22 protein-coding genes and 1 tRNA gene are annotated in these 21,537 nt (G+C 64.1%); 6 read left to right on the top strand and 17 right to left on the bottom strand.

Features of this window, described 5'->3' with window-relative positions:
• Positions 1–50 precede the first annotated feature (50 nt).
• From folD to AC1D3B_RS03200, 3 genes are all read left to right on the top strand, one after another.
• Entirely contained in the window at positions 51–902 is an 852-nt protein-coding gene (folD, locus tag AC1D3B_RS03210) for a bifunctional methylenetetrahydrofolate dehydrogenase/methenyltetrahydrofolate cyclohydrolase FolD (RefSeq protein ID WP_478189213.1), read from the top strand.
• A 128-nt stretch (positions 903–1,030) separates the two neighbouring features.
• On the top strand, positions 1,031–3,079 hold the full coding sequence (locus AC1D3B_RS03205; RefSeq protein ID WP_478189212.1) for a M3 family metallopeptidase: 2,049 nt from the start codon (positions 1,031–1,033) through the stop codon (positions 3,077–3,079).
• Positions 3,080–3,142: 63 nt separating this feature from the next.
• Entirely contained in the window at positions 3,143–3,766 is a 624-nt protein-coding gene (locus tag AC1D3B_RS03200; protein WP_478189211.1) for a glutaredoxin family protein, read from the top strand.
• 18 nt (positions 3,767–3,784) lie between these two features.
• On the opposite strand, the gene rpiA is transcribed toward AC1D3B_RS03200, so the two are convergent.
• Entirely contained in the window at positions 3,785–4,486 is a 702-nt protein-coding gene (gene rpiA / locus AC1D3B_RS03195; protein ID WP_478189210.1) for a ribose-5-phosphate isomerase RpiA, read from the bottom strand.
• Positions 4,487–4,526: 40 nt separating this feature from the next.
• Here rpiA and AC1D3B_RS03190 point away from each other — a divergent pair, with 40 nt between their 5' ends.
• The gene (locus tag AC1D3B_RS03190) at positions 4,527–5,594 is read left to right on the top strand and encodes a quinone-dependent dihydroorotate dehydrogenase (RefSeq protein ID WP_478189209.1); all 1,068 of its coding nucleotides are present in this window, start codon (positions 4,527–4,529) and stop codon (positions 5,592–5,594) included.
• Between the two features lie 14 nt (positions 5,595–5,608).
• On the opposite strand, the gene AC1D3B_RS03185 is transcribed toward AC1D3B_RS03190, so the two are convergent.
• The 4 genes from AC1D3B_RS03185 to AC1D3B_RS03170 all read right to left on the bottom strand — a co-directional run bounded on the left by AC1D3B_RS03185 (position 5,609) and on the right by AC1D3B_RS03170 (position 8,013).
• Positions 5,609–6,298 (bottom strand): phage holin family protein, encoded by a 690-nt coding sequence (locus AC1D3B_RS03185; RefSeq protein WP_478189208.1) that lies wholly within the window; start codon positions 6,296–6,298, stop codon positions 5,609–5,611.
• Positions 6,299–6,331: 33 nt separating this feature from the next.
• A complete protein-coding gene (locus AC1D3B_RS03180) occupies positions 6,332–6,640 on the bottom strand; it encodes a glycine zipper domain-containing protein (RefSeq protein WP_478189207.1) in 309 nt (102 codons plus the stop codon).
• A 95-nt stretch (positions 6,641–6,735) separates the two neighbouring features.
• Entirely contained in the window at positions 6,736–7,833 is a 1,098-nt protein-coding gene (locus AC1D3B_RS03175; protein ID WP_478189206.1) for an NAD(P)/FAD-dependent oxidoreductase, read from the bottom strand.
• Positions 7,834–7,866: 33 nt separating this feature from the next.
• Entirely contained in the window at positions 7,867–8,013 is a 147-nt protein-coding gene (locus AC1D3B_RS03170; RefSeq protein ID WP_478189205.1) for a stereocilin, read from the bottom strand.
• 406 nt (positions 8,014–8,419) lie between these two features.
• On the opposite strand from AC1D3B_RS03170, the gene AC1D3B_RS03165 reads away from it, so the two are divergent.
• Entirely contained in the window at positions 8,420–9,451 is a 1,032-nt protein-coding gene (locus tag AC1D3B_RS03165) for an AraC family transcriptional regulator (RefSeq protein ID WP_478189204.1), read from the top strand.
• 81 nt (positions 9,452–9,532) lie between these two features.
• Here AC1D3B_RS03165 and AC1D3B_RS03160 read toward each other — a convergent pair whose 3' ends face one another.
• The 12 genes from AC1D3B_RS03160 to uvrB all read right to left on the bottom strand — a co-directional run bounded on the left by AC1D3B_RS03160 (position 9,533) and on the right by uvrB (position 20,104).
• Positions 9,533–9,856 carry a LysR family transcriptional regulator gene (locus AC1D3B_RS03160; protein ID WP_478189203.1) on the bottom strand — a complete coding sequence of 108 codons (324 nt, stop codon included), beginning with the start codon at positions 9,854–9,856 and terminating at the stop codon, positions 9,533–9,535.
• A 122-nt stretch (positions 9,857–9,978) separates the two neighbouring features.
• Positions 9,979–11,142, bottom strand: coding sequence for a porin (locus tag AC1D3B_RS03155; protein WP_478189202.1), 1,164 nt, complete (start codon positions 11,140–11,142; stop codon positions 9,979–9,981).
• Between the two features lie 381 nt (positions 11,143–11,523).
• Positions 11,524–11,598, bottom strand: a tRNA-Val gene (locus AC1D3B_RS03150).
• 66 nt (positions 11,599–11,664) lie between these two features.
• Positions 11,665–12,384, bottom strand: a complete 720-nt coding sequence (gene dnaQ, locus AC1D3B_RS03145) for a DNA polymerase III subunit epsilon (protein ID WP_478189201.1) — start codon at positions 12,382–12,384, stop codon at positions 11,665–11,667.
• Positions 12,384–12,722, bottom strand: coding sequence for an ISC system 2Fe-2S type ferredoxin (gene fdx, locus AC1D3B_RS03140; RefSeq protein WP_478189200.1), 339 nt, complete (start codon positions 12,720–12,722; stop codon positions 12,384–12,386). The genes dnaQ and fdx overlap by 1 nt, the downstream gene beginning before the upstream one ends.
• Positions 12,723–12,729: 7 nt before the next feature.
• The gene (gene hscA, locus AC1D3B_RS03135) at positions 12,730–14,586 is read right to left on the bottom strand and encodes a Fe-S protein assembly chaperone HscA (protein ID WP_478189199.1); all 1,857 of its coding nucleotides are present in this window, start codon (positions 14,584–14,586) and stop codon (positions 12,730–12,732) included.
• A 4-nt stretch (positions 14,587–14,590) separates the two neighbouring features.
• Positions 14,591–15,109, bottom strand: coding sequence for a Fe-S protein assembly co-chaperone HscB (gene hscB, locus AC1D3B_RS03130; protein ID WP_478189198.1), 519 nt, complete (start codon positions 15,107–15,109; stop codon positions 14,591–14,593).
• A 60-nt stretch (positions 15,110–15,169) separates the two neighbouring features.
• Positions 15,170–15,493, bottom strand: coding sequence for an iron-sulfur cluster assembly protein IscA (gene iscA, locus AC1D3B_RS03125; RefSeq protein ID WP_478189197.1), 324 nt, complete (start codon positions 15,491–15,493; stop codon positions 15,170–15,172).
• Position 15,494: 1 nt separating this feature from the next.
• On the bottom strand, positions 15,495–15,908 hold the full coding sequence (gene iscU / locus AC1D3B_RS03120; protein WP_478189196.1) for a Fe-S cluster assembly scaffold IscU: 414 nt from the start codon (positions 15,906–15,908) through the stop codon (positions 15,495–15,497).
• 18 nt (positions 15,909–15,926) lie between these two features.
• Entirely contained in the window at positions 15,927–17,147 is a 1,221-nt protein-coding gene (locus tag AC1D3B_RS03115; RefSeq protein ID WP_478189195.1) for an IscS subfamily cysteine desulfurase, read from the bottom strand.
• Between the two features lie 71 nt (positions 17,148–17,218).
• On the bottom strand, positions 17,219–17,755 hold the full coding sequence (gene iscR, locus AC1D3B_RS03110; protein ID WP_028253560.1) for a Fe-S cluster assembly transcriptional regulator IscR: 537 nt from the start codon (positions 17,753–17,755) through the stop codon (positions 17,219–17,221).
• A gap of 216 nt (positions 17,756–17,971) precedes the next feature.
• Positions 17,972–20,104 carry an excinuclease ABC subunit UvrB gene (uvrB, locus tag AC1D3B_RS03105; protein ID WP_478189194.1) on the bottom strand — a complete coding sequence of 711 codons (2,133 nt, stop codon included), beginning with the start codon at positions 20,102–20,104 and terminating at the stop codon, positions 17,972–17,974.
• A gap of 107 nt (positions 20,105–20,211) precedes the next feature.
• On the opposite strand from uvrB, the gene AC1D3B_RS03100 reads away from it, so the two are divergent.
• On the top strand, positions 20,212–21,408 hold the full coding sequence (locus AC1D3B_RS03100) for an amino acid aminotransferase (protein WP_478189193.1): 1,197 nt from the start codon (positions 20,212–20,214) through the stop codon (positions 21,406–21,408).
• Positions 21,409–21,537: the final 129 nt, after the last annotated feature.

The following is a 21,537-nucleotide window of genomic DNA, read 5'->3' as shown; positions in this document are numbered from 1 at the left end:
GCCTTCCACGCCTGCGCAAGCGGGCGTTTTTACTTGGAATTCCGAAAACGATGACCGCCCAACTGATCGACGGCAACGCGCTGTCCCGAAAAATCCGCGCCGAAGTGTCGGGCCGCATCGAGGCGCTCAAGGCCCGCGGTATCGAGCCCACGCTCGCGATCGTGCTGGTTGGCGACGATCCGGCGAGCAAGGTCTACGTCAAGCACAAGGTCAACGACAGCAGCGAGACCGGGCTGACCGCCAACCTGGAGCGCTATCCCGCATCCATGACCGAGGCCGACCTGCTGGCGCGCATCCGTGCCCTGAACGAAGACCCCAAGGTGCACGGTATCTTGGTGCAGCTTCCGCTGCCGCCGCACATGGACAGCCACCGGGTCATCGAGGCGATCTCGCCCGCCAAGGACGTCGACGGCTTCCACGTCGCCAGCGCCGGCGCGCTGATGGTGGGCCAGCCAGGCTTCTGGCCCTGCACGCCGCACGGCTGCATGAAGATGCTCGAATCTATCGGCTACGACCTGCGCGGAAAGCATGCGGTGGTGATCGGGCGAAGCAACATCGTCGGCAAGCCGATGGCGATGATGCTGCTGGCCAAGAGCGCGACCGTGACTATCTGCCATAGCGCGACGAAGGATCTGGGCGCCCTCACCCGGCAGGCCGACGTGGTCGTCGCGGCGGTGGGCAAGCGCAACATCCTGACGGCCGACATGGTGAAACCCGGTGCCGTGGTCATCGATGTGGGCATGAACCGCAAGGACGATGGCAAGTTGGCCGGCGACGTGGATTTCGACGGGGTGAAGGAAGTCGCCGGCTGGATCACGCCTGTTCCCGGTGGCGTCGGCCCGATGACCCGCGCGATGCTGCTCGTCAACACTCTTGAAGCGGCCGAACACGGCGCAAACTAGGATTCACCCCGTTGCTTGCTCACTTCGTGTAGCTGCCTCCCCCTCAAGGGGCACCACCGGCGGCCCGGCAGAGCCGGTCCGCGGTGGTTCCCGAAGGGGCCTCGCTTCGCTCGCCTGGAAAGTTATGTATGACCAATCCGCTTCTCGACTTTACTGATCTCCCGCTGTTCGATCGCATCACGCCAGAGCAGGTCGCGCCTGCAGTCGACGCTTTGCTGGCCGATGCCGAGACGGCGCTGCAAACGGTGACGGCGCCGGAGTTTCCGGCTGACTGGATCGCGATTTCCAAGGTGCTGGACGTGGCTTCCGAGCGGTTCAGCCGCGCTTGGGGAGCCGTTGGCCATCTCAATGCTGTGGCGGACACGCCCGAACTGCGTGCGGCCTACAACGAGGCGATGCCACGCGTTACGGCCTTCTGGACACGGCTCGGGTCGGACGAGCGGCTCTACGCCAAGTACAAGGCCATCGATCCGGCCTCGCTCAATGTCGAGCAGCGGCAGGCCCATCGCAACGCGATTCGCAACTTCGTGCTTGGCGGCGCCGAACTGCAGGGCGCGGCGAAGACGCGTTTTGCGGAAATCCAGGAACGCCAGGCCGAGTTGAGCCAGAAATTCAGTGAGAACGCATTGGACGCGACGGATGCCTTCGCCTGGTACGCACAGCTCGGTGAACTCGACGGACTGCCGGACGATGTCATCAGCGCAGCCCGTGCCGCGGCCGAAGCGGAAGGCAAGGACGGCTACAAGCTCACGCTGAAGATGCCCTCCTACCTGCCGGTCATGCAGTTCGCCAAGAGCAGCGCACTGCGCGAGAGGCTGTACCGCGCGTATGTCACGCGTGCCAGCGAATTCGGCGATCCGGCCTTCGACAACACCGATCTGATCCGCGAAATCCTCGCATTGCGACAGGAAGAGGCCAAGCTGCTTGGCTATCCCAACTTCGGCGAACTTTCCATCGTGCCCAAGATGGCCGAATCGGCCGGGCAGGTCGTGAAGTTCCTGCGCGACCTGGCCACCAAGGCCAAGCCCTACGGCGAACGCGACCTGGCCGACCTGCGCGCGTTTGCGCAAGCGCAACTCGGCCTCCTCGATCCGCAGCCCTGGGACTGGAGCTACATCGGCGAGAAGCTCAAGGAAGCGCGCTACGCCTTCAGCGAGCAGGAGGTGAAGCAGTACTTCACCGCGCCGAAGGTGATGGCCGGCCTGTTCAAGATCGTGGAGACCTTGTTCGAGGTCTCGATCCGCCGAGACACGGCGTCGGTGTGGCATCCGAGCGTCGAGTTCTATCGCATCGAGCGCGGCGGGCAAAAAGTCGGCCAGTTCTACCTCGACCCGTCGGCCCGCGCCGCGAAGCGCGGCGGCGCCTGGATGGACGACGTGCGCGCCCGCTGGCTGCGCCCCGACAACGGCACGCTGCAGACGCCCGTCGCGCAGTTGGTGTGCAACTTCGCCGAGGGTGTCGACGGCAAGCCGCCGCTGCTCACGCACGACGACGTGACCACGCTTTTCCATGAGTTTGGCCACGGCCTGCACCACATGCTCACGCAGATCAACGAGCGCGACGTGTCGGGCATCAGCGGTGTCGAATGGGATGCTGTGGAGCTGCCGAGCCAGTTCATGGAGAACTTCTGCTGGGAGTGGGATGTTCTTGCCCACATGACCTCGCATGTCGACACGGGCGAGCCCCTGCCCCGCGAGCTCTTCGACAAGATGACGGCGGCCAAGAATTTCCAGAGCGGGCTGCAGACGCTGCGCCAGATCGAGTTCTCGCTGTTCGACATGCTGTTGCACACCGAGTACGACGCCACGACCGCCAAGCCGGGCGATGTCATGGCACTGCTCGGCAAGGTGCGCGACGAAGTCGCGGTGATGCCCTCGCCGGCCTTCAGCCGCACGCCCAACACCTTCAGCCACATCTTCTCGGGCGGCTATGCGGCGGGCTACTACAGCTACAAGTGGGCCGAGGTGCTGAGCGCCGACGCCTATGCGGCCTTCGAGGAAACGGCGGGCGCCAATGGCGAGCCGAGCATCGAGACCGGCCGCAAGTACCGCCAGGCCATCCTCGAAGCCGGCGGCAGCCGCACTGCGATGGAATCCTTCAAGGCCTTCCGTGGCCGCGAACCCCAACTCGATGCGCTGCTGCGACACCAGGGCATGGCGGCGACGCAGGCGGCTTGAGAATCGGCGGCGTTGGCCGCGGAGCCTGAGATACTCGGTTACATCCGAAAACGGGAGTCATCGATGAAGCTCAACGCCGCCCTCTCGGGCCTCGCCCTGCTGATGGTCGCCTGCGCCACGCTCGCGCAGCCCGTCTACCGCAACGTGGACAAGAACGGCAAGGTCACCTTTTCCGATCAGCCGCCGACGGCCAACGCCCAGCCTGCCGCGCCGTCCACCGGCAGTTCGATCGCCGCGAATTCAGGCCTGCCCTACGAACTGCGGCAAGTGACGCAGCGCTACCCGGTCACGCTCTACACCGGCGACGAATGCGGACCGTGCGGCGCGGGCCGCTCCCTGCTCATCACGCGGGGCGTTCCGTTCGAGGAACGCACCGTCAAGACCAACGAGGACATCGGCGCGCTGCAGCGGCTGAGCGGGCAGAACAACCTGCCCCTGCTTGCGATCGGCTCGCAGCAGCTCAAGGGTTTTTCGGATGCCGAATGGTCGCAGTACCTGGATGCGGCGGGCTATCCGAAGAGCGCGCAGTTGCCCAGTGGCTATCGCAATCCGCCAGCGCAGCCATTGGTCGCCTTGCAGTCGGCTCCGCAGCAGCCTGCTGCGCCCGCACCCGCAGTACAGCCCCCTCCGCCGCCTGCCGCAGCCAGCGGCCCTACGCCGAGCAACCCTGCCGGCATCAAGTTCTGACGCCGGTTGCGCCTGCGCTCAATTGAAGCGCATGGTCCGCACGCCCGTCGATGTGCCCAGGAGGCACACGCCGGCCCGCTGATGGGCAAAGACGCCCACCGTGACGACGCCCGGCCACTGGTTCACCTCGCTCTCGAAGCCTAGCGGATCGGGGATCCGCAGCCCGGTCACGTCGACGATGTGCTGGCCGTTGTCGGTCACGAGCGGCATGCCGTCCTTCTCGCGGACCTGTGCCAGCCCACCCAGCCGCGTGAACTGCCGGATCACGCGCCGCGCCGCCATCGGAATCACCTCCACGGGCAGCGGGAAGGCGCCGAGCGTGTTCACGAGCTTGGAGGCATCGGCGATGCAGACGAAGCGCTTGGATTGCGCGGCCACGATCTTCTCGCGCGTGAGTGCAGCGCCGCCGCCCTTGATCATGTAGCCACGGCCGTCGATCTCGTCCGCACCGTCGATGTAGACCGCCAGTTCCTCGACTTCATTGCTGTCGAACACAGGGATGCCCAATGCGCGAAGGCGCTCGGTCGATGCCATCGAACTCGACACGGCCCCACGGATGTCCCCCTTGATGGTCGCCAAGGCGTCGATGAACTTGTTCACCGTCGAGCCGGTTCCGACCCCGACGATCTCGCCCTTCACCACGTAGTCCAGCGCGGCACGGCCGACCAGCGCCTTCAGTTCGTCCTGGGTCAAGGCGGGAGCGGGGGCAGGTGAGGTCATCGGGGAGAATCCTTGGCTGATTGAAGTCGAGAATTATCCGATGCCCCTGCTGTTGCCCTCTTCGCTTTACGGGCTTGCCCGACCCTTCCTCTTTGGTTTCGACCCCGAGCACGCCCACGAACTCACGCTCGACGCCCTCGCGCGCACGCAGAACACGCCGCTGGCCTGCGCCTACGCAGCGCCGCGCGTGGACGACCGGGTGACGATCGCCGGCCTCCAGTTTCCGAACCGCGTGGGACTCGCGGCGGGCCTCGACAAGAATGCCCGTTGCATCGACGCCTTTGCCGCGATGGGCTTCGGCTTCGTGGAGGTGGGGACCGTGACGCCCAAGCCTCAGCCGGGCAATCCGAAGCCGCGCATGTTCCGCTTGCCGCAACGCGACGCACTGATCAACCGGCTCGGCTTCAACAATGAAGGGCTCGAAGCGTTCATCGCCAACGTCCAGCGCGCACGCTTTCGACGCAACGCATCCAGGGCACCGATGCTGCTCGGGCTCAACATCGGCAAGAATGCGGCCACGCCGATCGAACGGGCGGTGGACGACTACCTGATCGCCCTCGATGGCGTGTACCCCCACGCGGACTACGTGACCATCAACATCTCGAGCCCCAACACGGCCAACCTGCGTTCGCTCCAGAGCGACGAGGCGCTCGACGCCCTTCTCGGCGCGATCGCGGACAAGCGCGAAGCGCTGGCTGCGCGGCAAGACAAGCGGGTCCCGCTCTTCGTGAAGATCGCGCCGGACTTGGACGAAACCCAGGTCAAGGTGATCGCGGCCACGCTTCAGCGGCACGGGATGGACGGCGTCATCGCCACCAACACCACGCTGGCGCGCGACGCGGTAGCGGGGCTGCCGCACGCGAACGAAGCCGGTGGTCTGTCCGGCGCACCCGTCAGGGAGGCGAGCAATCGCGTCATCGGGCAGTTGCGCGCCGAGTTGGGCCCGCGGTTTCCGATCATCGGCGTTGGCGGGGTCCTGAGCGCGGTCGACGCGCAGGGCAAGATCGAGGCAGGCGCCGACCTCGTGCAAATCTACACCGGCCTGATCTACCGGGGGCCCGCACTGGTGCGGGAAGCGGCCCAGGCGCTGCGCAAGCGCCGCACCTGAGCACGCGACGGGGATCAGCGCATCCGCCAGATCACCGGAACGATGACGGACGCCCAGCGCACGAGGCGACGGGGTCCTATCACCGCCACGACGGCCGCGGCGGCCGCACCGGTCGCGATGGGATGCTCGCGCGCCAGGCGCATCGCCTTGGCGCTCGCGGATTCGTCCGGAGGGGCTGGCGCTTCCCCCACACCTGCGGCCGCATCCTGCATCGTCGACACCCGCTGGCGCTGGCGCTCGATGCGCGCGAGCAGTTCCTCGCGAGTGACGGGCCGCGCGGGTCGTGTTGCCTCTTCGCGAGGGGTACGACCCAGACTCTCCTGAAACCATGCCAGGTCGCGCTCGAACGCCTCGCGCGCCGGATCGAAGGAGTGGGAAGACTTGCGCAGCGTGGACAGCAAGGCGAACACGGACGCAACCCAGAGTGCGACCCAGGCCGCGGCCACGAGCCAAGCCGCTGTGATGCGATGCGGCGTATCCCAGAAATGCACGACGATCGCCACCGACAACAAAGCGATTGCAATCGTCGTGAGCCCGATGACCGCGATCACCAACGCCAGGATCGATTGCAGACGCTTCTTCTCGTCCTCCCACGCGAAGCGCAGGAGTTGCACCCGGTCTTCGGCTGCCAGTGCACCCTCACCGGCCAGGATGCGCAACCGGCGAAGGTAGCGCTTGACCCCGAAGAGCTTCGACAGCCTCATCGGCTGCCTCCGCGAGCGCCGGTCGGGCGACGCTCAGCGGCGGCCAAGCAGGAGGCCCACCAACACGCCCACCGCCAGCGCAGCGCCGGCGATCTGCCATGGCTCGTCGTGAGCGTAGGCGTTGGCCGTATTGGCTGCTTCGCGCGCCTTCTTGGCGGCGACCCTGCTTTTTTCTGCGGCGAGTTCGCGTGCGATCGCGAGCTTGCTGTCGATGCGCTGACGCAGCGCCTTGATGTGCGGCACCGAATCGAGATCCTTGCTGGCAAGCACGCCACGGACGTCGCTCGCGATGTCTTCAGCCACGGCGTTGGCCGCTGCTTCGAGATTGGTGGATACAGTCATTGAATAGGGTCCTCCTCAGAACTCAAACGCGCCGACACCGCGCCGGCGGTCCACGCCAAACGGCGTGTCGGTCGATGGTACATGCCCGCGCGCTTCTACAACAGCAGTTCAGCCACGTGCCTGCCGATCGCCAGGCTGCTGGTCAGCCCCGGTGACTCGATCCCGAACAGGTTGACCAGCCCCGGCACGCCATGGCTCGCCGGCCCTTCGATCCTGAAATCGGCTGCCGCCTCGTCCGGCCCGGAAATCTTGGGGCGGATACCCGCGTACCCGGGAATCAGCGCGCCATCAGGCAATGCAGGCCAGTACTTGCGCACTTCCGCATAGAAGCCGTCGCCGCGCGCCGGGTCCACGACCAGGTCGTCGGGGGACGCCACCCACTGGACATCCGGGCCGAACTTCGCCTGCCCGCCCAGGTCGAGCGTCAGGTGCACGCCGAGGCCTGCAGGCTCCGGCACCGGGTAGATCAGCCGACTGAACGGCGCGCGACCCGCCAGGGTGAAGTAGTTGCCCTTGGCGAAGTACGCCGAAGGCACGGCATTCGCGGACAGCCCCTGGAAGCGCCGCGCCAGCGCAGGGGCCGCAAGACCCGCTGCATTGACCACGGTCCTGCATCGCAGCTCGGTTCCGTCCTGTGCGCTCAGGACGACGGCTCCGCCCACGCACTCTGCGCGTTCGACACCCGACTTGAGCGCCACCGTCCCCCCCGCGTTTTCGAGATCGCCCTGCAGGCTCAGCATCAGGGCATGACTGTCGACGATGCCGGTGCTAGGCGAATGCAGGGCTGCGTGGCATTCGAGTTGCGGCTCCATCGCGCGAGCCTGCTCTCGCGTGAGCAGCACGAGGTCGTCCACGCCATTGGCGCGTGCCTTGGCCATGATCGCGTCGAGTTGCCCGACCTGGGCCTGGGAAGTGGCCACGATGAGCTTTCCGCAGCGGCGATGGGGCAAGCCCCGCTGTCCCGCGTAGTCGTAGAGCATCTGCTTGCCCTCCACGCACAACCGGGCCTTCAGCGAGCCCTGCGGGTAGTAGATGCCGGCGTGGATCACCTCGCTGTTGCGAGAGCTCGTGCCTGTGCCGATGGCCCCTTCGGCCTCCAGCACGATGACCTCACGGCCCTGGAATGCCAGCGCGCGGGCGACAGCGAGCCCCACGACGCCGGCGCCGATGACGGCGCAATCGAATTCATCCATCCCGCGAGCTTAGCGGGACGGCGGACGGCTCGTTCACTCCGGCTGCACCGTGAACGGGCTCTCGGGGTCGGTCGGGTTGCCGGGAGGCGTGGCGGGGCCCTTATCGGGCTCCACGGGCAGTTCGGGCAGGTCCGGGGGATCGGCTGTGATGGGCGTCGGGCGATCAGGATTGGTGGCCATGGCGTGCTCCTTCCTGCGCCATTCCACGACTGCTGCAGAAATGCGAGTACGGCGCATCCAGTCATTTTGCGTCGGTCGGGTCCGACACGAAGCACGGCTTGATTGCAGAAGGGTCTTGCTGTGCAGAAGACGTTGCCACCTCATCGAAAGGCAATTCGGTCTCAGGTTCGGAAGCGTGTTGTTCCCACGATGAAGGCACCGAATACAGCCGCTTCGCGCGCCTAAATTTCAGGCAGGTTTTCCGAGATTTCACCTCGACATGAAGACCGCCCTTTCGGGGGAGAACTGTAGAGTCAGACAGTCGAAAAACGACTCGGAACAGACAGCCATTTCACCCGGTCCAGCGACGCGATCGCTGGACGCCAGACAGCCGCCCGAGCCTCCGGCATCGCGCAACCACTCAGTTATGAACATCGAGGACGAGACCTCCATCCCGTTCGCCCACCCGGTCTACATCCGAAGCATCCTCGATTGCCTCAATGGCCGCGGGGTACAGCCATCAACCGTGCTCGCCAGCGCAGGCCTGGCTTGGCAGGATCTCCATGAAGGGCAGCAGATGGTCGACTTCGCCGTCTTCCGTCGGTTTGTCGCCCATGCCATCCGGTGCAGTGGCGAGCCGGCCCTCGGCCTGATGGCCGGGTCGATGCTGCAGCCGTACCACAGCCCCGTCGGAATTGCCGCGGTGACCAGCGACAGCTTGGGCGAGGGCCTGCAGGTCATGAGCCGTCACGCGAAGTTGATCTTCGGCAGCGTGGACTTCCAGGTGGAAAACGGACCCCGCTGGAGCGCACTCAGGGTCAGGCCATTGCTGCCCCTCGGCGAGACCCATGTGTTCGTGATGCAGTCCATCGTCGGCGCACAGGTGCGTCTGCTGGAGGCCATTCTCGGGCGGCCCGTCGACGAACTGACTGTGGGACTGCCTTACGCCCGTGCGTCCGACAACGATGTGCCGTGCCTGCGCTACGTTCGCAGCGTGGCCTTCGATCAGGAATGCCTGACCTTCGAACTGCCTGCGGAGCTGCTGCGTGCACCGTCGGCCTGCGCCGACGCCAAGGCCTTCGCGGAGGCCTTCGAGTCCTGCCGACGCATGGAGTCGGAATTGGGACAGGGCACGTTCGTCCAACGCGTCCGGCGCGCGCTCTTCGAGCGCCTGACAAGCAACCCGGACACGCATGACGTTGCTTCGGACTTGGGCATTTCCCAGCGCACGTTGGTTCGAAGGCTCGCGGCGGCCGATGTCACGTACTCCGACCTCAAGGATGAACTGCGCAAGACGCACGCCGCCTGGTACCTGCAGCACACCGAGTTGTCGATGGAGTCCATTGCATCGCAGTTGGGTTACGCCGACCCGACCAGCTTCAGCCGCAAATTCAAGGGCTGGTATCGCGTCGCGCCGAGCAAGATGCGACAGGATCTGCGCAGCGGCGGCTTGCGTTGATCGACAGGGAACGATGAGGCGTCGCCATGGCAAACTCTCATCGTTCGAAGCGCCCGCGCCAGGCGGACCGCCCCCGACACGCTAGTCGCGGACCGAATTCTCGTCGGCCACGCCGCCCACGTAGCCGATGGTCTCGTTGATGCGCAAGAGGATTTCAGAGCAATGCTCTTTCAGCGCGCTGCCACGGCGCGTGAGGCGAACCTTGCGTGTGGTGCGCTGGAGCAATGGCGCTTCGAGCATCGTCTCGAGCCGGGCGACACTTCGGCTCACGCTCGATTTGTGAATCTTCAACGCATCAGCTGCCAACGAAAAGCTGGCAAATGAAGCGACGTACGAGAAGACGCGAAGATCGTTGAGATCCAGCATCTTCTCTGCGGAGTGTGTTGACAGAACACTGTTCGACATTTTTTCTCTCCCTGGCCAACCTCTCGTTTCGCCCGAACGCATCAAAGCGAAAAAGGCCGCCCGACATTCGCGGGCAGCCTTCAGGACTTACCTGGTGAAGTTGGACTTCGCCAGTTGTCCCGTCAGAACGAGTGGCGCAGGCCGATGTCGTAGCCTGTGGAATTCTTCGGGCTCATCAGGGCGCCGTCGATGAAGGCGTACCCCGGGCCACCCACGGTCAGGTCGGCACCGTTCTTGTTGGTCACACGCGCAATGGTCGTGTACACGGCTGTGCGCTTCGACAGGTTGTGAACGTAGCCGATCGCGAACTTGCCGGCCTTCGGCTTTTCGAAGCCCGGCTCGACCACGGTCTGGTACTCCACCGCAGAGTAGGCAGCGCGGATCAGTCCCGCGCCGACAGGCACCGATGCACCAAGCAACCAGCCCCTGAAACCGGGATCCCGCTGGTTGTCGAACACCGGAACGCTCCAGTCGGTCTTCAGCTTGTTGTCCGAGTACTCGCCGAAGAGCTTGACGGGGCCGAAGTCGTAGGAAGCGCCGAGGTTCACCGTTTCCAGGTTGGTGGTCGAACCCGCGAAGAAGTCGTCCCCGACGGTGTCCTGACCATAGGACAGCGCCACGTCGAGCGGACCGTTGGCATAGCCCACGCGGCCGCCGACATAGCGACCGGCGCGCTGGGAATTAGGCACATCCGGCGTCAACTCGGCCGGGTCGTAGGTGACCCGTTCGTTGAACACGTACATGACCTGGCCGTAGAAGCCACCCAGGTTCGGCGGCAGGAAGTAGCCGATCGAGTTGCTGGCTCGGGCGTAGTTGCGCTCGCCCGTATTGCTGGCCGCATAGATCAGGCTGGAGCCCACGCCGTTGGTGCCGAACGGATCGAACACGGTGTCGTTCCAGTAGGTCGGGGTGTAGTCGCGGCCGGCGCGAACTTCACCGAACGGGCCAGACAGGCTGACGGTCGAACGACGGTCGAACATCAAGCCGCCGCCCTCGGCTTTGCCTGAACCGTTGTTGTTGTTGATGCCGGCTTCGAGCCAGAAGCTGGCAGCCAGGCCACCTCCGAGATCTTCGGTGCCACGAAAGCCCAGACGGCTCGAGTTGTAGCCAGAGTTGGTCATCGCGGTTTGGCTCACGGTCGTACCGACGCCGGTAAAGCGGTTCTCCGCCTTGTTCGAATAGCCACTGATGGCGGCATCAACCACACCGAACAGGGTGACCGACGACTGGGCCGAAGCGACTCCGGCGACAGCCAGTGCAGCCAAGGCAACCAGAGATTTTTTCATTGCAAGTTTCTCCAACGTTAAACATGGGGCTCGGGTTCGAAGGACTCACCGTGATTGGCACTTCTGTGCATTCACTGGACCCCGGGCCGACTTCCCTTTTGGGGAAGCTGTCGCCATTGCATCAGTTGGATTCGTCTCACACAGAGACGGTCATGCCGAGTCATCCACTAACCATGCAGAGTCGACCCTGTTGATTCGGCAATGCGTTGTGGGAGTACGACAAGAGCGTGCAGGTGGACGACTTCGCGGCGCTGGATGGAGATCACCTCCAATGCGGCCGCCCGCGCCAGCGGTTCCGCCTCCAGCCGAATCAGTTGAAGGAAGGCGACAGCGCATGGCATCGGGGCAGCCGATACAAGAGACGAAACGAGAGGGGGAATTTGGTGGGCGGTGGAGGCTTCGAACCTCCGACCCCAGCAGTGTGAATGCTGTGCTCTACCCCTGAGCTAACCGCCCGCGGCGCACATGCGGATGACATGCGGCCTTTGGAATTCTTCGCGCCGTGTGGTGCGAAGCCCGCAATTATGCCACAGCTTTTTCGGCCATCTGGCGGAAAAGCGTGCGGCTGTTGCTGGACTTGTCGAGCTGCAGCAGCACTTCCTCGTGGGCGGCGAGTTCATGGTCCGTCGCCATCAGCACCGGCAGTTCGAAGGTTCTCAGGTCCACGGCGATGACGATGCTCTGCGTCGGCTCGTTCGTCGCGACGTCGATCAGGAGCGCATCCTGTCCACGCGTGAGATTGATGTAGACATCGGCAAGCAGTTGCGCGTCAAGCTTTGCGCCGTGGAAAGTGCGGTTCGAACGATCGACGCCAAAGCGGTCACACAGCGCATCGAGCGAATTCCGCTTGCCGGGGTAGACCATCTTCGCCATCGCGAGCGTGTCGGTGACTTCGCCGACAAAACCTCGCAGCGGCGGCAAGCCGGCAAGCTCCAGCTCCTTGTTCAGGAAGCCGACGTCGAAGGCCGCGTTGTGAATGATCAGTTCGGCGTCACGCAGGTACTCGACGATGTCATTGGCCAGCGTTGCGAACTTCGGTTTGTCGCGCAGGAAATCGGTCGTGAGGCCGTGCACCTTGAGCGCGTCCTCGTGGCTCTCGCGCTCGGGGTTGAAGTAGATGTGCAGGTCGTTGCCGGTGAGCTTGCGATTGAACAGCTCCACGCATCCCAGTTCGATGATGCGGTCGCCGTTCTCGGCCGAGAGGCCCGTGGTTTCGGTGTCGAGAACGATCTGCCGGGTCATCAGTGGTTTTCTTTCGCGTGGTTGATCGAGTATTTCGGGATCTCGACCGTCAGGTCGGTCTGCGCGAGTATCGCCTGGCAGCTCAGCCGCGATTGCGGCTCGAGGCCCCATGCGCGGTCGAGCAGGTCTTCCTCGCCCTCTTCCGCTTCATTGAGCGAACCGAGACCCTGGCGCACGATGACGTGGCAGGTGGTGCACGCGCAGCTCATCTCGCAGGCATGCTCGATGTTGATGTGGTTCTCGAGCAGGGCCTCGCAGATCGAGGTGCCGGCAGGCGCGCTGATCTCCGCGCCTTGAGGACAGTACTCTGGATGGGGAAGGATCTTGATCGTGGGCATTGAGCTTCTACAGGGATTCGATCTGGCGGCCGGCGAGCGCACGCGCGATGCCGGCGTTCATGCGTTGGGCAGCGAAGGCCTCGGTGCCGTCGGCCAGCGCCTTGGTGGCAGCTTCGACCACGGCGGCATCGCTGGCGGAGCTGGCGCTTCGCAGCGCGCTCATCAATGCCTCGATGGCGCCATGCTCTTCAGGGGTCAGGAGCGAACCATCCGCTTCAAGCGCACTCTGGGTCGCAAGCAGCATGCGGTCGGCATCCACCCGCGCCTCGACCAGCGCGCGCGCCTGCATGTCCTGCTGCGCCGTCGAGAAGCTTTCCTGCAGCATGGTGGCGATCTGGTCATCGGAAAGACCGTATGACGGCTTGACCGTGACACTGGCCTCCACGCCGCTGCCCTGCTCCTTGGCACTCACGCTGAGCAGACCATCGGCGTCGACCGTGAAGGTGACTCGGATGCGCGCGGCACCTGCGGCCATCGGCGGAATGCCGCGCAACTCGAAGCGGGCAAGGCTGCGGCAGTCGGCGACAAGATCGCGCTCGCCCTGCACCACGTGAAGGGCGAGCGCGGTCTGGCCGTCCTTGTACGTCGTGAAGTCCTGGGCCATCGCCGTCGGAATGGTCTGGTTGCGCGGAACGATACGTTCGACGAGGCCACCCATTGTCTCGATGCCGAGCGAGAGCGGAATCACGTCGAGCAGCAGCAAGTCGTCCGCTCCGCCGTTGCCTGCCAACTGGTTGGCCTGGATCGCCGCGCCGAGCGCGACAACTTCGTCGGGGTTGAGATTGATCAGGGGATCGCGGCCGAAGAAATCGCCGACCGCATGGCGAATCTGCGGCATGCGGGTGGCGCCACCGACCAGCACGATGCCCTGCAGATCTGCAGACTGCAGGCGAGCATCGCGCAGGGCCTTGCGCACAGCCGCGATCGTTCGTGCCGTCAGGCCCGCAGTGGCTCCGTCGAACTGTTCGCGCCGCACCTCGAGGTTGATATCTGCCTCCGCCAGTCTCGCGGTAAAGGTGGTTGCTTCGACGGAAGACAGTGCCTCCTTGGCGGCTCGTGCTGCTACCAGAAGCGAGGCCCTGTCGGCATCGTCCTGTGCCTTGTGACCGGTCTGCGACAGCACGAAGTTGGCGAGTGCGTGGTCGTAGTCGTCCCCGCCCAACGCCGAATCGCCTCCCGTCGAAATGACCTCGAACACGCCCTGGGTCAACCGGAGGATCGAAATATCGAACGTACCGCCGCCAAGGTCGTAGACGGCATAGACGCCCTCGCTGGCGTTGTCCAGGCCATAGGCGATCGCGGCCGCCGTGGGCTCGCTGATCAGCCGCAATACATTGAGGCCGGCGAGTTGCGCGGCATCCTTCGTGGCCTGGCGCTGGCCTTCGTCGAAGTAGGCGGGCACCGTGATCACGGCGCCGTAGAGCTCGTCGTCGAAAGTGTCTTCTGCACGATAGCGCAAGGTCGCGAGGATTTCCGCGCTGACTTCGATCGGCGACTTGTCGCCGGCCACGGTCTGTACCTTGACCATGCCATCGTCGCCCGTCAGGTGATAGGCCATGGCGTCGCGGTTGGCGACATCCTGGATGCCGCGGCCCATCAGCCGTTTGACGGAGGTGATGACGTTGGCCGGATCGGTGGCGCGCGCTGCCAGCGCTTCAAAGCCGATCTGGCGCCGCTCCTTGTCGAGATAGCGCACCGCCGAGGGCATCACCACACGCCCTTCGGCGTCGGGCAGGCAGTCCGCGACGCCGTTGCGCACGGCCGCCACCAGGGAGTGGGTCGTGCCAAGGTCGATGCCGACAGCGATTCGGCGCTGATGCGGGTCGGGCGCCTGGCCGGGTTCTGAAATCTGAAGCAACGCCATGGCTCTATTGTCCCCACTGATCGGACTTGGTTTCGACGTCCTCGGCAAAGCGCTCTATGAACATGAGGGCTCTCACCTGACGTGCGGCTGCAGGGTAGTCGCCCTTTTCATCAATGAGCCAATCCAGCGACGACAGCGCACGGGCGCGGCCCGTTTCGACCTCGCGCCGCAGCTTTTCGAGCTCAGCGGCGTCTTGTGCCTCATCGAGCTCTTCCCGCCACGCCATCTGTTGCATCAAGAAGTCAGACGGCATCGCCGTGTTGTGCTCGGCGTTGATGGCAGAGCCGTTCAGTTCGCACAGGTAGGTAGCGCGCTTGATCGGATTCTTAAGGCGTTGATAAGCCTCGTTGATCCGCACCGACCATTGCATGGCCACTCGCTGCGCCGCGGCGCCTTGGGCGGCGAACCGGTCGGGATGGGCTTCGCGCTGCAATTCCTTCCAGCGGGCGTCCAGCGCGGCACGGTCCTGCGCGAAGGTCGCGGGGACGGCGAAAAGGTCGAAGTCGGTGTCGTTCAGGTTCATGGCGTTAAAAAGCCGCCAGCACATGACATGTTGGCGGCTCGGGCGCGAAGCCGATCGGGATCAGATGCGAAAGCTTTCGCCGCAGCCGCAACGGTCGCGTTCATTGGGGTTGTTGAACTTGAAGCCTTCATTGAGGCCCTCGCGAACGAAGTCCAACTGCGTGCCATCGATATAGGCCAGGCTCTTGGGGTCGACCAGCACCTTGACGCCATGGTCTTCGAACACCACGTCCTCGGGCGTCAACTCGTCGACGTACTCGAGCTTGTAGGCCAGACCAGAGCAGCCGGTGGTCTTGACGCCCAACCGCACGCCCACGCCCCTGCCTCGCTTACCGAGGTAGCGGGTGACGTGGCGCGCGGCCGATTCGGTCAGTGTCACAGCCATGTCAGTGAACAGCTTCCGTCGTCGCGGCAGCGACGCCGTGCTTGGCCTTGTAGTCGCTGACTGCGGCCTTGATCGCGTCTTCCGCGAGGATGGAGCAATGGATCTTGACGGGCGGCAGCGCCAGTTCTTCGGCGATCTGTGCGTTCTTGAGGGCAGCCGCCTCGTCGAGCGTCTTGCCCTTGACCCACTCGGTCACCAGCGACGAAGAAGCGATCGCCGAGCCGCAGCCGTAGGTCTTGAAGCGTGCATCTTCGATCACGCCGGTTTCCGGGTTGACCTTGATCTGCAGCTTCATGACGTCGCCGCAGGCAGGAGCGCCGACCATGCCGGTGCCCACCGTGTCGTCGCCCTTTTCGAAGGAGCCGACGTTGCGCGGATTTTCGTAGTGGTCAATGACCTTGGATGAGTAAGCCATAGGGTACCTCTTGGATTTCTAGTGAGCCGACCACTGGATCGTGCTGATGTCGATGCCGTCCTGGAACATCTCCCACAATGGGCTCAGCTCGCGGAGCTTGGCAACGTTGTGCTTGATCGTCGAAATCGCGTAGTCGATTTCTTCTTCGGTCGTGAAGCGGCCGATCGTCATGCGCAAGCTGCTGTGCGCAAGTTCGTCGCTGCGGCCCAAGGCGCGCAGCACATAACTGGGTTCGAGGCTTGCCGAGGTGCAGGCAGATCCGCTGGAGACGGCCAGGCCCTTGATCCCCATGATCAGCGATTCGCCCTCGACGTAGTTGAAACTCATGTTGAGGTTGTGCGGTACGCGGTGCTCGAGATCGCCGTTGATGAACACCTGCTCCACGTCCTTCAAGCCATCGAGAAGGCGCTGTTGCAGTGCGCGCGCCTTGGCGATGTCTTCCTTCATTTCGAGCTTGGCAAGACGGAAAGCCTCACCCATGCCCACGATCTGGTGCGTGGGCAAGGTGCCCGAACGCATGCCGCGCTCGTGACCGCCACCGTGCATCTGCGCTTCGAGGCGCACGCGCGGCTTGCGGCGCACGTACAGCGCGCCGATGCCCTTGGGGCCATAGGTTTTGTGCGAAGCCAGGCTCATCAGGTCGATCGGCAGGTTCTTGACGTCGATTTCGACCTTGCCGGTGGCCTGTGCAGCGTCGACGTGGAAGATCACGCCCTTTTCGCGGCAGATGCTGCCCAGTGCAACGACGTCCTGGATCACGCCGATCTCGTTGTTCACGAACATGACGCTCGCAAGGATGGTATCCGGGCGAATGGCAGCCTTGAAGGCCTCGAGATCGAGCAGGCCGTCTTCCTGGACATCCAGGTAAGTGACTTCAAAACCTTGGCGCTCAAGCTCACGCATGGTGTCGAGCACGGCCTTGTGCTCGGTCTTCACCGTGATGAGATGCTTGCCCTTGCCCTTGTAAAACTGCGCTGCACCCTTCAGGGCGAGGTTGTTCGACTCGGTGGCGCCGGACGTCCAGACGATCTCGCGCGGATCCGCCCCGATCAGGTCGGCCACTTCGGCGCGAGCCTTTTCGACGGCCTCCTCGGCTTCCCAACCCCACGCATGACTTCGCGACGCCGGATTGCCGAAATGCTCGCGCAACCAGGGAATCATCGCGTCGACGACGCGCGGATCGACCGGCGTTGTCGCGCCGTAGTCAAGGTAGATCGGGAAATGAGGAGTGACGTCCATGGCTGGCTCAGGCTGGCGTAGGGTTTATCTTTTTGGAAGTAGTTCGACGGGCGCCCGAAAGCGCCTCCGGATCACGATTTGGCAAAGGCGTTGCCCAGTGCAAATACCGAGTTCGGCGCGTTGACGCGGATCGGCTTGACCACGGGCTGGCTGGAGATCGCGCGCTTGACCGCGGGCTTGTTCTCGATCTGCACGCCCTTGGCGATCTGGTCGTCGACCAGCTTCTGCAAGGTGACTGAATCGAGGAACTCCACCATGCGCTGGTTCAACGAGGCCCAGAGCTCATGGGTCATGCACCGGCCCGCTTCGCCCAGGCAGTTTTCCTTGCCGCCGCATTGTGTGGCGTCGATCGGCTCATCGACGGAAACAATGATGTCTGCCACGGTGATATCCGCAGCCTTGCGGCCGAGCGAGTATCCGCCGCCAGGGCCACGGGTCGACTCGACCAGTTCGTGACGACGCAGCTTGCCGAATAATTGCTCGAGGTAAGACAACGAAATCTGCTGCCGTTGGCTGATTGCGGCCAGCGTGACCGGACCGGTGTTCTGGCGCAGCGCCAGATCGATCATGGCTGTAACCGCAAAGCGGCCTTTGGTAGTGAGACGCATCGCAAGCTCCTTGTGTGCTTACCGTTGAAATGACACCGTGGCACGGGGCCTTGGTGACGTCGTCTCCGCCCTGCCCGACCCTGCCTTCACTGGTGAACCAGTTCTTGGGAGTCGGCCCTTCATCGCGAAGTTTCTTTGTTCTTGAGTATTTCGCTCAAGTATAGCAGAAGGCCCTTCAGTCTGCTCGGGTAAACCCGATTGCGTCCCGAGGAGCGCTCAGGCGGTTCCCCCGATCGCCGGCGGGATGACGACGTTGTCGTGTCCCGGACCGCCGAAAGCCTGCTCGCGCAGCAGAGCCAATTGATCACGCACCCGGGCCGCCTTCTCGAATTCGAGGTTGCGCGCGTGCTCGAGCATCGTCTTCTCGAGCCGCTTGATTTCGCGGGCGATGTCCTTCTCGGACATGTCCTCCACCTTGGCACGTTCGAGGTCACGCTTGGCGGCCTCCTTGCCCGTCTTCTCGCTGTAGACGCCATCGATCAGGTCGCGCACCTGCTTCACGATGCTGCGCGGCGTGATGCCATGGGCCTCGTTGTGAGCGATTTGCCTCGCACGGCGCCGTTCGGTTTCGTCGATGGCCTTCTTCATCGAGTCCGTCATGCGGTCCGCGTAAAGGATGGCCTTGCCGTTCAGGTTGCGCGCCGCCCGGCCGATCGTCTGGATCAGCGAGCGCTCGGCGCGCAGGAAGCCCTCCTTGTCGGCATCGAGGATGGCCACCAGCGAAACCTCGGGAATGTCGAGCCCCTCTCGCAGCAGGTTGATGCCGACCAGCACGTCGAAGGTGCCGAGCCGCAGATCGCGCAGGATTTCGACGCGTTCGACCGTGTCGACGTCGCTGTGCAGGTAGCGCACCTTGACGCCGTTGTCGCCCAAGTAGTCGGTCAGCTGCTCAGCCATGCGCTTGGTGAGCGTGGTGATCAGCACCCGCTCGTTCTTGTCCACTCGCAGCCGGATCTCCTGCAGCACATCGTCCACCTGATGCGTCGCGGGGCGGACTTCGACCTCGGGGTCGATCAGCCCTGTGGGCCGGACGAGTTGCTCCACCACGTTCCCGGCGTTGTCTTTCTCGTACTGCGCGGGCGTCGCGGAGACGAAGATGCACTGCCGCATGCGGGTTTCGAATTCCTCGAACTTCAGCGGCCGGTTGTCGAGCGCGGAAGGCAGGCGGAAGCCGTATTCGACGAGCGTGGTCTTCCGCGCGCGGTCGCCGTTGTACATGCCGCCGAGCTGCCCGATCATCTGATGGCTCTCGTCGAGGAACATCAGCGCGTCCTTCGGTAGATAGTCGGTCAGCGTGGCGGGCGGCTCTCCGGGTGCCGCGCCCGACAGGTGCCGCGTGTAGTTCTCGATGCCCTTGCAGTGGCCGATTTCGGCCAGCATCTCCAAGTCGAAGCGGGTGCGCTGCTCGATACGCTGCGCCTCGACCAGCTTGCCTTCCGCGACGAAGAATTTGAGCCGCTCGTCGAGCTCGAGCTTGATGGTCTCGACCGCGCCCAGCACCTTGTCGCGTGGCGTGACGTAGTGGCTCGACGGATACACCGTGAAGCGCGGGATCTTCTGGCGGATACGCCCCGTGAGCGGGTCGAACAGTTGCAGCGTCTCGATCTCGTCGTCGAACAGCTCGATGCGGATTGCCAGCTCGCTGTGTTCGGCGGGAAACACGTCGATCGTGTCGCCACGAACTCGGAAGGTGCCGCGCGAGAAGTCCTGTTCGTTGCGCGTGTACTGCATGCGGATCAGCCGCCCGATCACATCGCGCTGGCCAATCTTGTCGCCCACCCGCATGATGAAACGCATCTGCGTGTAGTCCTCGGGGGTTCCGATGCCGTAGATGGCACTCACGGTCGCCACGATCACCGTATCGCGCCGCTCCAGCACGCTCTTGGTGGCCGAGAGGCGCATCTGCTCGATGTGTTCGTTGATCGAGCTGTCCTTCTCGATGAACAGGTCGCGCTGCGGAACGTAGGCTTCCGGCTGGTAGTAGTCGTAGTAGCTGACGAAGTACTCGACCGCGTTCTTGGGAAAGAACTCGCGGAATTCGCTGTACAGCTGCGCCGCCAGCGTCTTGTTGGGCGCAAACACGATCGCGGGACGGCCGAGCCGCGCGATCACGTTGGCCATGGTGAAGGTCTTGCCGGAACCGGTCACGCCGAGCAGCGTCTGGAACACCTCGCCGTCCTGCACACCTTCGACCAGCCCGGCGATCGCAGTCGGCTGGTCACCGGCAGGCGGATAAGGCTGGAACAGCTCGAACGGCGAGCCCGGGAAGGTGATGAATTCGCCCTCCTTGGCGGGCCCCACGGGGTCGGCATGCTGCCGCTCTGGAATGACTTCGGAGGTTTCTGGCATGGCGTGAGTCAGGGATGTGGTGGCGCGGCCGGTAAAATTCAAGCGAACCGGGCAGCGTAACGCAGGTCCGGCGTTCACGCGAACCGATCACCCCAAAGGACTTTTCCATGTCAATGTTCACCGCCGTCGAGATGGCGCCACGCGACCCGATCCTGGGACTCAACGAGCAATACGCCGCCGACAGCAATCCGAATAAGGTCAACCTCGGCGTGGGCGTGTACTACGACGACAACGGCAAGTTGCCGCTGCTGTCGTGCGTGCAGGCCGCGGAAGAAGACATGATGAAGGCGCCCAGCGCCCGCGGCTACCTCCCCATCGACGGCATCGCCGCCTACGACAACGCGGTCAAGGGCCTGGTCTTCGGCGCCGACAGTGAACCGGTGAACTCCGGCCGCGTCGCCACGATCCAGGCAATCGGCGGCACCGGCGGCCTGAAGGTCGGCGCCGACTTCCTCAAGAAGCTCAACCCGTCCGCCAAGGTGCTGATCAGCGACCCGAGCTGGGAAAACCACCGCGCGCTGTTCACCAACGCCGGATTCCATGTCGAAAGCTACCCGTACTACGATGCGGCGAAGCGCGGCATCGATTTCGAAGGCATGCTCGGCGCCCTCAAGGCCGCACCGACCGGCACCATCGTCGTGCTGCATGCCTGCTGCCACAATCCGACGGGCTACGACATCACCGCCGCCCAGTGGGACCAGGTCATCGCCGCCGTCAAGGCCGGCAACCTGACCCCTTTCCTCGACATGGCCTACCAGGGCTTCGGCCACGGCATCGCCGAGGACGGCGCCGTGATCGGCAAGTTTGTCGAAGCCGGCCTCACCTTCTTCGTGTCGACGTCGTTCTCCAAGAGCTTCAGCCTGTACGGCGAGCGTGTGGGCGCCCTGTCGGTGCTCTGCGAGAGCAAGGAAGAAGCCGCTCGCGTGCTGTCGCAGCTCAAGATCGCGATCCGCACCAACTACAGCAACCCGCCGATCCACGGCGGCGCCGTCGTGGCGGCGGTGCTGACCGATCCGGCGCGTCGCGCGGTCTGGGAAAAGGAACTGGCCGAAATGCGCGTGCGCATCAAGGCGATGCGCCAGAAGCTCGTGGATGGCCTCAAGGCGGCCGGCGTGAAGCAGGACATGAGCTTCATCACTTCGCAGATCGGCATGTTCAGCTATTCGGGCCTCACGAAGGACCAGATGGTGCGCCTGCGCGAGGAATTCGGCGTCTATGGCACCGATACGGGGCGCATGTGCGTCGCCGCGCTCAACAGCAAGAACATCGACTACGTCTGCCAGAGCATTGCCAAGGTGATCTGAACCAAGGCGGCGGCGCGGGAACACCGGCGTCGCCGCTTTTGCGCTTCTTCGAGGAGAACGCACGGAAGTCGCGGGCGTGTCAAGGCAGTGGGGCGCTCCCTCTATTTACTGCCGGGAGCTGCTGATATA

Source organism: Variovorax sp. P5_A3, from assembly GCF_056400665.1.
Note: the sequence above shows the minus strand (reverse complement) of the source record. Positions and strands in the feature narration are given on the sequence as shown.